This is a genomic window from Burkholderia stagnalis (assembly GCF_039848545.1).
In the GTDB taxonomy this organism is placed as follows: domain Bacteria; phylum Pseudomonadota; class Gammaproteobacteria; order Burkholderiales; family Burkholderiaceae; genus Burkholderia; species Burkholderia stagnalis.
In genome coordinates, this window is sequence record NZ_CP156687.1 from 277,966 (window position 1) to 292,336 (window position 14,371).

Here is a 14,371-nt window from a genome sequence, read left to right on the forward strand (position 1 = left end):
CGCGCGCGCGGTCGTTCAATCGAACAGGCGCCAGCCGTCCTCCTGATGGATCAGGAACAGGCCCATGGTGCGCCGGGTCGACGTGCAGCGCTCGATCGCGTGCAGGTTCTTGCTCTGGAACAGCGTGAGCTGGCCGGGCTGCGGCTTCAGCAGGATCTTGCGGACCTGTTCCAGCTCGGCGATCGCGCCGGTCTCGCGATACTCGGCATGCATCCGGTCGAGCGCGTCGCGCGAGTCGGGCCGGTTGTCCCACATCACCATGCCCGCGTCGTTCGCGGCGCCCTGGATCGTCAGGAAGCCGCCGAGCTGCCGCGAATACGAGCGCTTGAGCGGCCAGTTCACGGTGTCGCGCCCGTAGCTCACGTCGTCGCAGTGCGGCGCGAAGTTGAACGGCGCCTCGAACGGCTCGTACACGCGCCGCGTCGCGAGCAGGAACTCGACCTCGTAGTCATGGCCGATCGTCAGCGGCTTCGCGTCGAGCGCGTCGGCGAACAGGCGCACGAAGCGCGTCTGCCGCAGCCCTTCGTTGACCCGGCACGCGACGCCGAAATATTCCGCGGCCTTCGACACGAGCTTCTCGCCCTGTTCGCGCTGCAGCTGCCCGAGCGTCACCGACGTCGCGACGATGCCGGCGTGATGCGCGTTCTTCGTGAACGGCGAGCTCGAGAAGCCCGCGTCGTCCCACCACGCTTCGCGTTCGCCTTCGGGCACGATATCCATGACGATCGCGTCGGCATCGTCCGCGTCGAGCGCGCCGATCGCCGCGGCGAGCGTCAGGCGCTCGCCGCGCGGAGCCGCGCCGAAGCGCATCACATGAGCTGAGTAGGTATCCTGCATGATGCCTCCACGAATTCGGGGAAATCAGGGTTGCGGCACAAGGCAGTCGCCTTTGCCGAGCTCCGACAGCGCCGGCTGCCGCAACAGGCGGTAGAGCTCGCCCGGCTTCGGCTCGGCGTCGGAACGTCGATACTTCGGAAACAGCAGCAGGCCGCCCGAGCCGGCCACGATCGGCGCGCCGTCGTGCACGCCGAGGCGCTCGCCGGCCCGGATCGGCTGGAAATTCCGCAGGCCCGCGTCGAGCCTCACGTCGCCGTCGGGGTAGGGCACGATGTGCGCCCACGTGTAGATCGGGTTCGCGCACGCGTGCACCGGCGGCAGCGGCGCGCCGCGCAGCACGCCGTCGATCGCGGCAATGGTCTCCAGGCACACGCGCACGCCCGCGGCGATCTGGTAGAGGCCGAAGCCTTTCTGCCCGAGCTCGATGCTCAGCGCGACGCCGCCGGCCTGCTGGATGAACTCGTCGGACGTGCAGCCGCCCGCCGCCGCGGCCGAGAACGGCCGGCCCCAGTGCGTGACGACGGGCGTGTCCGACGCGATCACGTGGGCGAGCTGCAGGCTCGACGCCATGTAGTTGAAGACGAAGAACGGCGCTTCGGACGGCTCGATCGTCTGGTGCAGGTCGAGGCTGTAGCGGGCGCGCGCCATCACGGGCTCCATGTCGCGCGCGCGCCGGTCGTCGAGCGTATCGCGCTGGCTGCGGCCGAACGTGCGGTTCAGGTCGCGCTCGACGAAGCGCGTGCCTTGCCGCGCGGCGTCGACATTGCCGAGCAGGAAGCCGATCGACGCGGCCGGCGCGAGCACGCCGGCCGCGAAGTAGCGGCACAGCGCGTTGAGCACCGGCAGGCCCGCGTATTCGTTGCCGTGCGTAAGCGCGATGAACAGCAGGTCGATCGGCCGCCCGGCGGCCGGCCGCGCGCCGCGCGGATGCACGACGAAGCCGAAGCGCTCGACGCGTTCGACGCGCGCGCCGCCGATCGCGCTCGATGCCGCGAAGCGTTCGAACGCGGCGAGTTCGGCGTCGAGCCGGCTGCGCGCCGGGTCGGCGCCGTGGGGGGCAACGGGGGTCGTCATCAGTGAAACATCCGCCATTGGCCGTCGTGCCACACGAGGAACGAGCCGAGCGTCCGGCGCACCGTCCTGCATTGCTCGACCGCGTGCATCACGCGCGTGTTGAGGATGTTCAGCTGCCCGGGCCGTCCCTTGATGGTGACGCTGCGCACCTGCTCGAGCCGCTCGATGCGGCGGGTGCGGGTGAATTCGCTCATCAGCTCGTCCAGCTCCACGCGTGTCGCGGGCCGGTAGTCCCACATCACGAGGCCCGCGCTGTTTTCCGCGTCCTTCACCGACAGGAAGATCGAGATCTGGTCGTAGCCCTCGTCGTAGCCTTCCTTGATCGGCCAGTTGTGCGGCTCGCGGCCGAAGTGGATCGCATCGCAGTGCGGCGGCACGCTGTACAGCCCGTTCTCGACCGGCTGGTATTCGCGCTTCGACACGAGCGGCAGCTCGCCCCATGCGCCCACCTGAACGGCGCCCGCGCCGAGCTCCCGCGCGCACAGCCTGACGAACTCGGTATTGCGCAGCGCCGCGTTCGCGCGGCCCGCATACGAGAAGTAATCGATCAGGCCGGGAATCAGCTGCTCGTTCACGAGCCGCTGCGTCGGCCCGATCGCCAGCCCGGATTTGCCGGCGCCCGCAAAGCTCTGGTGCTGCGTGATCGGCGGAAACGCGTCGTCGTTCCACCATGTGTCGAGGTCGCGCGGTTCGACGAGATCGACCAGAACGGCGGCCGCCTGGCGATCGCGAATCAGCAGCGCGGCGTCGGCAAGCGTGAGATCGGCGCGTTCGACCTGCTTGTCGAAATCGTAGATTTCGGCGCGATAGTGCTTGTTCAAGGCGATTTCCTCCTGCATGGCATGGCAATGCCGGACCCGCCGCACGGCCTTACTGCGCGGCGACGTTCATCGATTCGGCGAGCTTTTCGCTGAAGATCCGGAGACACGGGTTGTCGAACAGCAGGCGCAGCGGCACTTCGTGTCCGAGCCGCGCTTCCAGCTGCGTGCTGACCAGCGCCGCGGAAATCGACGAGCCGCCGAGCACGAAGAAATCGTCGTCGGGCCCGACGTCGTCCCGGCCGAGCACGGCGGCCACGACGGACGCGACGACGTGGTCGATGCGCTGCACATGAGGTATCTCGAGGGGAGGGTTCATGATGTTCGGATCGCTCGAATGGCGAACGGCGCAGCAGCGCCGTTCGCCGATTGCAAGGGCCGCGGGTGCGGACGGTCAGGGTCAGGCAAACGACGGCTGCTGCGCGAAGCTGAAGCCGCGCGCGTTCTGCTCGACGCGACGGTTGTGCCCGTACTTGTCCTCGCCGGACACGAGCACGACGCCGAACTTCTCGAGCGAGATCTTGCTGCCGTATTCGTCGACCGTATCGGTGCCCGGGTAGACCTGCACGGCGGCCGGCACGTAGCGGCTCGCGTAGCCGAGGCGGGTCTTGTCGGTCGTCGAGTTCGGGAACGACGAGTGCATCAGCGTCGACCAGAAGATCACGAACTCGCCGGGCTTCATCACGAGCGACACGGCCTTGCTCTCGTCGGGCTTCCAGTTCGCGTCCTTCTGCAGGCTGCGGTAGTCGTAGCCGAAGAAGCCGCGCTTGATGCCGTCCTTCTCGAGCGCGTTGATGTTGGTCGGGTCGAACGCCATCTTCTTCGACTCGTCGTAGAACATCTCCTCATGCGTGCCGGGCACGAAGCGCAGGCAGCCGTTCTCCTCGGTGGCGTCGGTCAGCGCCGTCCACACCGTGATCGCGCCGCCGAAGCGCTGGTCGCCGGGCCAGATGATCTGCGGCTGGCCGGACGCATGCGCGAACGTGTCCGCCTGGTGCCAGTCGGTGCCTTCGTCGCCCGGATACTTCGGGAACATCTCCGAGCGCCAGCAGATCACGTCGGGCCCGAGGATCGAGTTCACCCGCTGGACGATTTCCGGGCGGCCGATGTGCTCGCTCAGCAGGTTCACGTCGAGATGGCGGTCGTAGTTGGCGATCGGGCTCGTCGGCGGCAGGTCGTACACCGCGAACTCGCGGTCGAACAGTTGCGCGCGGATCGCCTTGTAGCGCTCGCGTGCTTCTTCCGGCGAATAGAGCGTGAACGGGCCGATATAGCCCTGGGCGCGGAAGGTCGCGATCTGCTCGGGCGTCAGTCGAAAGTTCTGCATCGAAATACTCCTGGTCGAATCGACAAGATGGTCCGCTCCGAATTCACGGAGCGGCGTTCGGTGAATGCCCGCGCGCTCAGACGAGCTCGGCGGCCGCTGCCTCGTAGATGCCGGTCCAGCCGCCGATCGACGGCGCCGCCATCAGCTTGCTGGTCGGCACCCGGATCTGCAGCTTCGTCTCCACCTGGATCTGCAGCTCCACGATCGTCAGCGAGCTCGCGCCGCGGTCGAAGAAATCCTCGTCGGGCGCGAGGTCGGCGAAGCCGAGCGTGTCCCGGCAAGTCGACGCGATCGTGTCGGGGATGGCGATCTTTTCAGTCATGACGTTCTCCACGTGTCAAAGTTGGGCCTGCGAGTCGATTCCGGTCGACCTTGCCGTTCGCGTTCAGCGGCAGCTGCGCGCAGACGGCGATGGTGTCGGGGATCATGAAAGGCGGCGCGAGCTTGCGCAGTTCGCCGCGAATGAAGGCGGGCAGGTCGTCGCGCGGCTCGCGCGTCTGCACCGTGGCCGTGAGGAGCTTGTCGCCGTTCGCATCCTCGCGAACCTGCACGATGCACTCGTCGACGCACGGGATGCGCGACACGAGCAGCTGCACTTCGTCGAGGCTGACGCGGTAGCCGCGGATCTTCGTCAGCCGGTCGCGCCGGCCGACGAATTCGAGCGCGCCGTCCGGGCGGCGGCGCACGACGTCGCCGGTGCGATAGAGCAGGCCGCGCCCGGACGGATCGGGCACGAACGCCGCGCGCGTCGCGTCGGGCCGGTTCAGGTAGCCGAGCGCGACGCCGTCGCCGCCCGCATACAGTTCGCCCTCCTGCCCATCCGCGACGGGCGTCGGATCGTCGGCGGCGCCGTCGAGGATATGGATCGACGTGCCGGTGATCGCGACGCCGATCGGCACCGAGCCGGCCGGCCGGTTCGCGCGCGTCATCGCGTGGCAGCAGGTGAACGTGGTGTTCTCGGTCGGGCCGTAGCCGTTCACGACCGTGATGCCGTCGAACGCGTCGAGCACCGTGTTGACCGCCTCCGGCTTCAGCACGTCGCCGCCCGCGAGCAGCACGCGCACGCCGTCAAGCATGCCGAGGTTGCGGCGCACGACGAGGTGGAACAGCGCGGCCGTCAGCCACAGCACGGTGACATGACGTTCGCGGATCAGCGCCGCCACGGCGTTCGGATCGAAGATCGCGTCCTCGTACACGACGAGCCGCGCGCCGTTCAGCAGTGCGCCCCAGATCTCGAACGTCGACGCGTCGAAGGTGATCGGCGACAGCAGCAGGAACGCGTCGTCCTCGCGGATCGTGATGTAGTTCGGGCGATCGACGAGCCGCACGACGCCGCGATGCGGCACCACGACGCCCTTCGGCTTGCCGGTGCTGCCCGACGTGAACATGATGTAGGCGGGCGTGTCGCCGTCGTGCGAGGCGGGCGGGGGCGCTGCGTCGTCGGCGCGATCCGCCGCGAGATCGGCGACCTCGACGATTTCCAGCCCCGTATCGCGCAGCGACGCGTCGCCGGCCGCGACGAGCGCATGCCGCGCGCCGCTGTCGTTCGCATACGTGCGCTTGATCGCATCGGGGTAGTGCGGATCGATCGGCACGAAGGTTGCGCCGAGCTTCACGACGGCGAGCATCGCGATCACGGCGTCGACGCTGCGCGGCAGGCTCAGCAGCACCGCGGCGCGCGGCGCGACGCCTGCGCCGGCGAGCCGCGCGGCCAGCCGGTTCGCGCAGCGGTCGAGCTCGCGATAGGTGAGCGACGCGCCCGCGCCCGCCAGCGCCACATGTTCGGGCGTGCGGCGCACCTGTTCGGCGAAACGGCCATCGATGGTCATCAGGGTCATGACGAAACTCCCGATCGGGCGGACTCTGTCCGGAAGAACTGCAGCAGCGCGTGCGTCATGTCCGGATGCGCGCGGCACAGTTCGTAATGGTCGCCGTCGAATTCGTGCACGCCCGTCGCGTCCGTCAGGTGGGACAGGATGATGTGCGCGCTGTCCGGCGTGACCTGGCGGTCGCTGCGCGTTGCGATCACGAGCGTGGGCTGCGTGACCGCGCGCGCCTCGTTCAGGAAGTCGACCTGCCGGTACGCGACGTAATTCAGCCCGTAGCGATGCAGATGGGCCGCGCTCGAGAACGGCACGGAAATGAAGTCGTGGAACTCGGATTGCGGCGCGCTGCGTCCCGACGAAATCTTGTCGAACAGCACGCTCGCCATATCCTTGCTTGCGGCGGCGGCGGGCAGCAGCACGTCGACTTCGCGCTGGAAGCTGCTCGGCCGGCACACCGACGGCTTCAGCATGAATTCGCCGGACACCAGCGCGAGCCGGCGCACGGCGCCGGGATGGCGCGCGGCGGCCAGCAGGCTGATGCCCGCGCCCGAGCAATAGCCGATCACGTCGGTCGCGCCCGCATGGCCGGCGCGCGCATTCGCGTGCGCGGCGACCTGCACGAGATCGCGCACGTGGTAGTCGACGTCGAAATCGTCTTCGCGCGCATCGTCCTGCAGGTCGAGCACGAAGCGGGATTCCCACGTGACGAGATTGACATGCGGCGCGAGCGCCTCGCACAGGCGTGCGGCCATTGCATGGCGCACGCCGAACGGCAGCACCAGCATCAGGTTGCGCCGCTCGGGCGAGAACCCGGAATGGAAGACATTCAGCGGCCGACCGTCAAAGCCGGGAATGATCTCTCTGTGCATGTGAATGGCCCGGATCGTGTGGGGGGAGAGGGCGCAAACGCAACCTGCGCCGCGATGTGCCGCGATGCGTGCGCGATCAGCTCGGCGTCGGGCCGCACGGCTGCTCGACGTCGAGCGCGGCGCAGGTGGTTTCATCGATTTCGATCCAGCACGCGAACACGGGCTTGCCGTCGATGAACTGCGGCGGCGCGGCGCGGTGCGCGTGCACCTTCAGGCGCTTCAGCAGGCGTTCGACGCCGAGCGGCGACACCGTGATCAGGCGGCGGACGCCGCGCTCCACCGCGAAGCGGACGATATCGGCCAGCAGCGTGCGCGTGTTGCCGTGCGCGCGTTCCAGCGCCGCGGAATCGGCGCCGAGGATGTAGGACGAAAACCGGGAGAGTTCCCAAATATCGGGTGCGTTCGGGATCGGCGCGGCGCCCATCAGCGACGGAAAGACCTCGCTCAGCAGGTAGGGCTGCGTCGTCGGCAGCAGGCGCGCGCACGAGCAGATCGCGTCGTCGTCGTCGCGGCCGAAAACGTAGACGGTGTCCGGCCGATCGAACTGATCGAACTCCTGATTATCGACCACCGGCAATTGCCAGCCGAGCTTTTCGATAAAGATTGCGTGTCGGTACGATGCGAGCGCGGCGAGGCTTGAAACGGATAACTGCGACGCATTTCCGATAGTGGTCTTTTGCATGTGCGAGCTCCAATAGACCTACGCATTTAATGCGAAATGGAGGACGCGTCGAAACTGCAACTTATTACAGGTCTGTTAATGGAACATATGCATGGATACTGGCGCTCCACGGCAACGTGATAATCCACTCTTCGAGAAGCCGCATCGTGTGTTCGGGGCCGAGGTCATACCCTTTCGCGCACACGATCATCACGTTGGCCGTCACGCTGTTCGGCAGCATCCGATACACGTGGTGGCGATCGGCGAGCCAGCACCAGCCGAACGTGATCGGCGGGCGCCAGTCGGTATCGATCCATTCGCAATAGCCTGCGTGGCACGCGGGCATGCCGTGGTCCCACGCGTCGTTGAGCACCTGCGCGTCGCAGCCGGCGTAGAGCAGGCCGGGGTTGACGGCCGCGAGCTGGCTGACGGACAGGCGAACGTATCCGTCGTGAGGCGCAGACGCGCCGAGGCGGGCCGGCGTCGCGCTGGCGTCCGATTTCAGATCCAAGATCAACCTCCTTGTTTGTGTGGCCCGGGCAGCATGCGGTTACGACGCGCGCATGACGACCGTTACTTTCAAACATGGGCGGATGGCTGTCCGGGCAGCCGCGCGATGGCGGACCGGAACCGGGATGACGTCGATGCGGAACGAATCGAATCGCGCGACGGCACGTGGCCGTGGGCGGTGCGATGCGCGGTGTGATGCCGGGCGGATGAGCCGGCTGCCGCGCGGCCAACCGGACGGATCGGACCGGATGGCAAAAGGGGCCACGGAAGCGCGGATCATGTCGCCGTGACACGATGCCGGTCAAACCGTCTTCGATGGCCGAATTGGACAGTATTCCGGGGAGATATTGCCTGACACGCAAACAAATTCAACCTGCAAGAAATTGCAGCTTCGCATCCGGAATGATTATCTGCATCATGGCATCCGATAAAACATTAACCGGCTCGAATTCGGCGCGATGCACGAAGCGCCTGATTTTCCCATCGCCGGAAACAATGCGGCGACGGAGCGGAGAGAGGCGTGATCGAGATAGCGGATATCGGCATACGGGATTTCAGTCACGCTGACATCGACGGATTCATCGCGTACTGGTACGACGGCGGCGACAGCCACCTGGCGGCGATGGGTGTCGATCCGGCCCGGCTGCCGGGCCGCCGGCAGATGCGCGACATGCTCGCGCTGAATCTCGAGCGCGAAGCGCGCGCGGGCACGCCGCAGAACGCGATCTTCAGCATCACGCTGCACGGGCAGACCGTCGGCGTGCACGAACTCACGCACCTCGAGCAGCGCGCCGGCGGGCCGCCGGGGCGCTACGCGAGCGGCGTCATGCATGCGCACATCTGGCAGCCCGCGCATCGCCGGCTCGGCATCGGCGTGGTGTCGTACGTGAAGGCGATGGCCGCGTTCTTCGAGCGTTTCTCGCTCGACGCGATCCGCTTCGAATCCCCGGCCGACAACGTCGGCGCGAACCGCGTGAAGGCGCACCTCGGCATCGCGCCGCAAGGCGAAGGGCTGTTCGAGCTGCCGATCCTGCGCGCGCCGCTGCGCACCGTCCGCTACCGGGTGACCCCCGACCAGATGCCGGCGATCACCGCACGCATGGAAGCGGTGTGGGAAACGCGCCGGCACGCCGACGCGCCGTACTGATCCGACCGTCAAGCCAGCGAGATTTCCCACCGATGAATTCGAGTTCAGCCGGGATGGCCACGAAGGCGCCGTCGAGGGCGCAGTCCTCCGCGCAGTTGAAGATCTTCGCGCCGGTGCCGGCACCGCGCCTGCGGATGATCTGCTGCGCCTACGCGGGCGGCAGCGCCGCGGTGTTCCGCGGCTGGCACGAACGCCTGCCGCGCGACGTCGAGGTGTGCGCGGTCGAACTGCCGGGGCGCGGCGCGCGCTTCCGTGAGCCGCCGCTGCGCACGATGCGCGCGCTCGCCGACGACACGATGGTCGGCCTGCTCGACTGCGCCGACGCCGACATCGTGCTGTTCGGCCACAGCATGGGCGGGGTGCTGGCGCTCGAGCTGGCGAAGCGGCTCGTCGATGCGGGGCGCCCTCCGCTCGCGCTCTTCGCCTCCGGCTGCGCGGCGCCGCACCTGCCGTCGCGGCGGCGCCGCCGCCTGCACGACCTGCCGCGCGACGAGCTCGTGCAGGAGCTCGACCTGCTCCAGGGATTGCCCGCAGGGATGCTCGACGCGCAGGCGTTCATCGACATGTTCCTGCCGACGATCCGCGCGGACCTCGAAAGCCGCGAGACGTGGCGCACCGAGATTCGCGCGCTGCCGGTGCCGATTCACGTGCTGAGCGCCCGCCACGACGCGCTGGTGTGGACGCCGGACCTCGGCGAATGGCAGCGGTATTCGGAATTGCCGTTGAACGTGCGCCTGTTCGACGGCGAGCATTTCTTCATCGACACCCACCGGCCCGACGTGCTGGCGCACCTGAGCGGCGTGCTCGATGCGCTGCCGGCCGTTGCGGGGGCAGCGGCGGATCGCGCGGCTGCCCCCGTCGGCCAGTAAATCATTCCCGTCGACCCGCGACGAAACACAACGAACTACAACGAAGGAGATCACCCGTGGAAACCTCACAAGCAGCGCAGTCCCCCTTGCTCCACAAGAACCAGGTCAGGACGCCTGAAGACTTCCGCAACATGCCGGAGGAATACCGGTCGCTCGCGACGCACCTGATGATGGTCCATACCGAAGGCGAGCTGACCGGCGCGGACGACTACACGCAGGTGTTCTACAACCTCGCGCCGAACGCATACGAGAAGTTCGTCTGCTGCGAGCGCGCGGCCGAGGAGGTGCAGCATTACGAGCTGAGCGCGGAAGTGCTGGCCGGCCTCGACGTCGATACGAGCGGCATGCTCGCGCAGCATTTCCAGCAGCGCCCGTACTACGCGAACGAACTGGTGCGCGGCGTGCGCAACTGGATGGAGCGCGGCATCTTTTCGTTTCTCGGCGAAGCGGTCGTGCTCGAGCACCTGCTCGAGTTCCAGGAGTCGAGCTACGAGCCGTTCAGCGAGATCTTCGTGAAGCAGATCATCAAGGACGAGCACGTGCACGTCGCACACGGGTTCCGCATCATCCGCGACGCGTGCGGCACGGATGCCGGCCGGCAGGACGCGCAGCAGGCGCTGGATCGTCTGTGGCCGCACATTCTCGGCCTGTTCGGCCGCGACGAGTCGAAGCGCTCGGCGCTGTACGTGAAGTGGGGGCTGCGCAAGACGACCAACGGCGAACTGCGCCGTCACTTCGTGCGCAAGATCCTGCCGAAGCTGAGCGCGCTCGGGCTCGTCGTGCCGGAAATGGCTGTGCTTGCCGCGGAGCAATCATGATCGAGACCCGCGAAATCAAGACCCGCCGCAAGGCGCTCATCGCCGAACGGCTGCCCGACCTGCTCGCGCTGGATCCGGCGCTGGCGCAGCGCTTCAACGAAGTGCGGCGCTTCTCGTCGCTCGTGCGCGCATCCGAGTACCACTTGACCAATGCCTGCAATATCCGCTGCAAAGGCTGCTGGTTTTTCGAGTTCGGCCATGACAAGCACGCGCAGGAGGCCAAGTCGATCGATGCGTGGCGCGCATTCATCGCGGCCGAGCGCAAGCGGCGCGTGAACTGCGCGCTGTTGATCGGCGGGGAGCCGACGCTGTTCCGCGACCGGATCGAGGCGTTCGTCGACGGGATGCGCTACGTGTCGATCTCGACGAACGGGCTGAAGCCGCTGCCGAACGTGGCGCCGTTCGAGAACGTGACCGTGTTCATCTCGCTGTTCGGCGGCGGCCCGCTCGACGACGAGCTGCGCGCGATCCGGCCGGGCGGCGGGCGCTTCGAAGGGCTGTTCGACACCGCGCTCGACAACTACCGGAACGACCCGCGCGCGACCTTCGTGTTCGCGGCCACCGAGGACGGGCTCTCGTATATCGAGCCGACGGTGCGGCGCATCCGCGACAACGGCAACGTCGTCACGTTCAACTTCTACAGCAAGTACGACACCGGGCACCCGCTGCGGATGGAAAACCAGCGGCGGCTGCTGGCCGAGATGCTGCGCGTCGCGCAGGCGTACCCCGACACTGTGCTGAACCATCCGGCGCATATCGAGGCGATCGTCACCGGGCGCGCGTGGTGCGGCGAGTTCGGCTACGACGTGTGCCCGAGCGTGAGCCAGGATCATCCGGGCAACGCCGAACGGCTGACCAACGGCAACGCGGCATTGCCGATGTTCAACACGTGGAAGCCGGACCTGCAGACCGTCGAGCTGTGCTGCACGTCCGGGCACTGCAACGATTGCCGCGACAGCCAGGCGGTCTACAGCTGGCTGATGGTGAGCCTCGACAAGTCGCTCGACAGCCTCGACGCGCTGCGCACGTGGGTCGGCGTCGCGGAAAGCTACTGGAAGCAGTTCATCTGGTCGCCTTACCGGCAGACGATCGGCGCCCGCGCGCCGGAGGCCGGCGTGCTGCCGGTGGCCGACGAGCCGCAGGTGGAAGAGGTGCGCGCATGACGGCCATCCCGGCCTGGGCGTCCGACGCGCTCGACCTGCCGGGCGACGAGGCAGACCGCATCCGCTGGGAGGCCTGCCTCGGCGCGATGCCGATTCTCGCGCATCTCGGCGCGTCGCTCGACCTGTCGCACCGGCGGATCGTGCGGCTCGCGCTCGTGCAGCGCACGCAGGCGCACGCGGGCGGGCTCGGCACGGACGCGCTCAACGGCGCGATCATCGCGGGTCTGATCGATTGCGCGATGTCGGTGACGGGCGTGCTGCACTTGCGGGGCCGCACCTGCGGCACCGTGCAGCTGTCGATCCAGTTCATGAAACCGGTGAAGGCGGCCCGGCCGGTGGTCGAATGCGTGGCGGTGCGGCGCTCGTCGGGCGTCGTGTTCGTCGAGGCCCGGCTGACGGAAGGCCGCGGCCGCTGCAGCGTGCTCGCGACGGGCGTGGTCGGCGCGGCCACGCTCGCCGCGCGCGATTCGGGCAGCGACGGCCGCAGCAACTGGCTGGACAAGGTCGGGGCCGAGCCGTCGGTGCCGTCCGTGCCGGAGGCCGCGTGAAGCGCCGCCGCAATGGAGAATCCGCATGAGCGAGACCGCGTTTCCCGAGTCGTTCCATCTGCCCACTGCGTTCGATGCGGTGGATGACTGGTGGTCGCCCAAGGTCGTCGCGCAGGTCAACGACCAGTACGTCAAGGTCGCGAAGATCAAGGGCGAACTGGTCTGGCACAAGCACGACGGCGAAGACGAACTGTTCTACGTGGTGCGCGGGCATCTGCACATGCAGTACGAAGGCGGGCGCGTCGTCGAGTTGCCGGAAGGCAGCATGCACGTGGTGCCGAGGAATACGCTGCACAGCCCGCGCGCCGACGACGAATGCTGGATCGTGCTGATCGAGACGGTGACGACCAGGCATACGGGCGACGTCGAATCACCGCGCACGAAGTCGATTGCGGATCAATTGGCGTGACGGCGCGCGAATTGAAGAATTAGCGATCGATATCGGTATTTTGCCGGCAATTATGTCGATTTTTAATCATGGAGGACACCATTGCCGGCCTATGCGCGATTGCACGGCGCGTGCTGCCGCGCAAGCATTCGTGACAATAGAGCGTCAATTAAATTTGTTCACTTGACATCAGTCCCGGCCGCGTGAGATTTGTGATTATGCCGGCGCCGTTCCTAAAACTATATTCGGCGTGAATCGGCAATCATCGAGACGACAATCAAACCGTCTCCCACTTGATTAGGGAACCTCTGATGAAGCAAAAGAATGCACCCATGCTGCGCAAGCATGTGCTGATTGGTGCCGCGACGATTCTTTCGGCCGTCGCCGCGACTGATGCGATGTCCGATCAGACTGTCAGGATTGGCAGCGTCGAGCCGCTGACGGGCGGTATCGCCCACCTCGGCAAGGACAACGAGAACGGTGCGCGTCTCGCCGTGGAGGAGATCAACGCGAAGGGCCTGACGATCGGCGGCCAGAAGGTCACGCTGGTGCTCGACGGCCAGGACGACGCAGCCGACCCGCGCCAGGCCACGCAGGTCGCGCAGAAGCTCGTCGACAACAAGGTCGTCGCGGTGATCGGCCACCTGAACTCGGGCACGTCGATCCCGGCCTCGAAGATCTACAGCGATGCGGGCATCGTGCAGATCTCGCCGTCGGCGACCAACCCCGTCTATACGCAACAGGGCTTCAAGACGACGTTCCGCGTCGTCGCGACCGATGCGCAGCAGGGCCCGGCACTCGCGTCCTATGCGCAGTCGAAGGGCATCAAGACCGTTGCGGTGGTCGACGATTCGACCGCGTACGGCCAGGGCCTCGCGAACGAGTTCGAGAAGAAGGCGAAGGCGCTCGGCCTGAAGGTCACGTCGCACGATGCGACCAACGACAAGGCCGTCGACTTCCGCGCGATTTTGACCAAGATCAAGGGCGAGAACCCGGACGCGATCATGTACGGCGGCATGGACGCCACCGGCGGCCCGTTCGCGAAGCAGGCAAAGCAGCTCGGCCTGCGCGCGAAGATCTTCTCGGGCGACGGCGTGTGCACGGAGCAACTGTCGAGCCTCGCGGGCGATGCGTCCGTCAACGTGATCTGCTCGCAGGCCGGTGCGGCGCTCGAGAAGATGCCGGGCGGCACCGCGTTCGTCGCGAAGTACCAGAAGCGCTTCAACCAGGGCATCAAGTTCGATGCGCCGTTCGCGTATGACGCGGTGTACATCGTCGTCGACGCAATGAAGCGCGCGAACTCGACCGATCCGGCGAAGATCCTGGCCGCGATCCCGGCGACGAACTACTCGGGCGTGATCGGCACGACGTCGTTCGACGCGAAGGGCGACCTGAAGCACGGCGTCATTTCGCTGTACGGCTACAAGGAAGGCAAGAAGACGTTCATCGACGAAGTGAAGATGTAATGGCGTGAGCCGCGCGATTCGCCGTGCGTGGCGCGGCGAATCGCGTTCGG

General features: G+C 67.0%; 17 protein-coding genes. 7 read left to right on the forward strand and 10 right to left on the reverse strand.

What is annotated here, in order from left to right:
- Positions 1–15 precede the first annotated feature (15 nt).
- The 10 genes from ABFO07_RS31930 to ABFO07_RS31975 all read right to left on the reverse strand — a co-directional run bounded on the left by ABFO07_RS31930 (position 16) and on the right by ABFO07_RS31975 (position 7,923).
- Positions 16–837, reverse strand: a complete 822-nt coding sequence (locus ABFO07_RS31930) for a hypothetical protein (protein ID WP_347469903.1) — start codon at positions 835–837, stop codon at positions 16–18.
- Between the two features lie 24 nt (positions 838–861).
- On the reverse strand, positions 862–1,911 hold the full coding sequence (locus tag ABFO07_RS31935) for a succinylglutamate desuccinylase/aspartoacylase domain-containing protein (RefSeq protein WP_060014727.1): 1,050 nt from the start codon (positions 1,909–1,911) through the stop codon (positions 862–864).
- Positions 1,911–2,732 (reverse strand): hypothetical protein, encoded by an 822-nt coding sequence (locus ABFO07_RS31940; RefSeq protein WP_059806683.1) that lies wholly within the window; start codon positions 2,730–2,732, stop codon positions 1,911–1,913. Before ABFO07_RS31940 ends, ABFO07_RS31935 begins: the two co-directional genes overlap by 1 nt.
- A gap of 49 nt (positions 2,733–2,781) precedes the next feature.
- Entirely contained in the window at positions 2,782–3,048 is a 267-nt protein-coding gene (locus ABFO07_RS31945) for a phosphopantetheine-binding protein (protein WP_059883307.1), read from the reverse strand.
- Positions 3,049–3,129: 81 nt separating this feature from the next.
- The gene (locus ABFO07_RS31950; RefSeq protein ID WP_059564883.1) at positions 3,130–4,056 is read right to left on the reverse strand and encodes a chlorinating enzyme; all 927 of its coding nucleotides are present in this window, start codon (positions 4,054–4,056) and stop codon (positions 3,130–3,132) included.
- Between the two features lie 76 nt (positions 4,057–4,132).
- Positions 4,133–4,378 (reverse strand): acyl carrier protein, encoded by a 246-nt coding sequence (locus tag ABFO07_RS31955; RefSeq protein ID WP_017335653.1) that lies wholly within the window; start codon positions 4,376–4,378, stop codon positions 4,133–4,135.
- Positions 4,371–5,894 (reverse strand): amino acid adenylation domain-containing protein, encoded by a 1,524-nt coding sequence (locus ABFO07_RS31960; RefSeq protein ID WP_322230555.1) that lies wholly within the window; start codon positions 5,892–5,894, stop codon positions 4,371–4,373. Before ABFO07_RS31960 ends, ABFO07_RS31955 begins: the two co-directional genes overlap by 8 nt.
- Positions 5,891–6,751 carry an alpha/beta fold hydrolase gene (locus ABFO07_RS31965; protein ID WP_059806378.1) on the reverse strand — a complete coding sequence of 287 codons (861 nt, stop codon included), beginning with the start codon at positions 6,749–6,751 and terminating at the stop codon, positions 5,891–5,893. Before ABFO07_RS31965 ends, ABFO07_RS31960 begins: the two co-directional genes overlap by 4 nt.
- Positions 6,752–6,827: 76 nt before the next feature.
- The gene (locus ABFO07_RS31970) at positions 6,828–7,433 is read right to left on the reverse strand and encodes an acyl-homoserine-lactone synthase (protein WP_124479429.1); all 606 of its coding nucleotides are present in this window, start codon (positions 7,431–7,433) and stop codon (positions 6,828–6,830) included.
- Positions 7,434–7,497: 64 nt separating this feature from the next.
- A complete protein-coding gene (locus ABFO07_RS31975; RefSeq protein ID WP_059806373.1) occupies positions 7,498–7,923 on the reverse strand; it encodes a DUF4902 domain-containing protein in 426 nt (141 codons plus the stop codon).
- Between the two features lie 519 nt (positions 7,924–8,442).
- Here ABFO07_RS31975 and ABFO07_RS31980 point away from each other — a divergent pair.
- The 7 genes from ABFO07_RS31980 (at position 8,443) to ABFO07_RS32010 (ending at position 14,321) form a co-directional block, all read left to right on the forward strand.
- On the forward strand, positions 8,443–9,069 hold the full coding sequence (locus tag ABFO07_RS31980) for a hypothetical protein (RefSeq protein ID WP_059564878.1): 627 nt from the start codon (positions 8,443–8,445) through the stop codon (positions 9,067–9,069).
- A gap of 32 nt (positions 9,070–9,101) precedes the next feature.
- Complete coding sequence (locus tag ABFO07_RS31985) at positions 9,102–9,938, forward strand: thioesterase II family protein (protein WP_230942584.1); 837 nt, start codon at positions 9,102–9,104, stop codon at positions 9,936–9,938.
- Positions 9,939–10,069: 131 nt separating this feature from the next.
- Positions 10,070–10,756, forward strand: coding sequence for a Phenylacetic acid catabolic protein (locus ABFO07_RS31990; RefSeq protein WP_059883297.1), 687 nt, complete (start codon positions 10,070–10,072; stop codon positions 10,754–10,756).
- Complete coding sequence (locus ABFO07_RS31995; RefSeq protein WP_059883295.1) at positions 10,753–11,919, forward strand: radical SAM protein; 1,167 nt, start codon at positions 10,753–10,755, stop codon at positions 11,917–11,919. Before ABFO07_RS31990 ends, ABFO07_RS31995 begins: the two co-directional genes overlap by 4 nt.
- On the forward strand, positions 11,916–12,467 hold the full coding sequence (locus tag ABFO07_RS32000; RefSeq protein ID WP_059960513.1) for a PaaI family thioesterase: 552 nt from the start codon (positions 11,916–11,918) through the stop codon (positions 12,465–12,467). Before ABFO07_RS31995 ends, ABFO07_RS32000 begins: the two co-directional genes overlap by 4 nt.
- Before the next feature lie 25 nt (positions 12,468–12,492).
- Positions 12,493–12,876 (forward strand): cupin domain-containing protein, encoded by a 384-nt coding sequence (locus tag ABFO07_RS32005; RefSeq protein WP_059891357.1) that lies wholly within the window; start codon positions 12,493–12,495, stop codon positions 12,874–12,876.
- Between the two features lie 290 nt (positions 12,877–13,166).
- Positions 13,167–14,321 (forward strand): branched-chain amino acid ABC transporter substrate-binding protein, encoded by a 1,155-nt coding sequence (locus ABFO07_RS32010; RefSeq protein WP_059564872.1) that lies wholly within the window; start codon positions 13,167–13,169, stop codon positions 14,319–14,321.
- Positions 14,322–14,371: the final 50 nt, after the last annotated feature.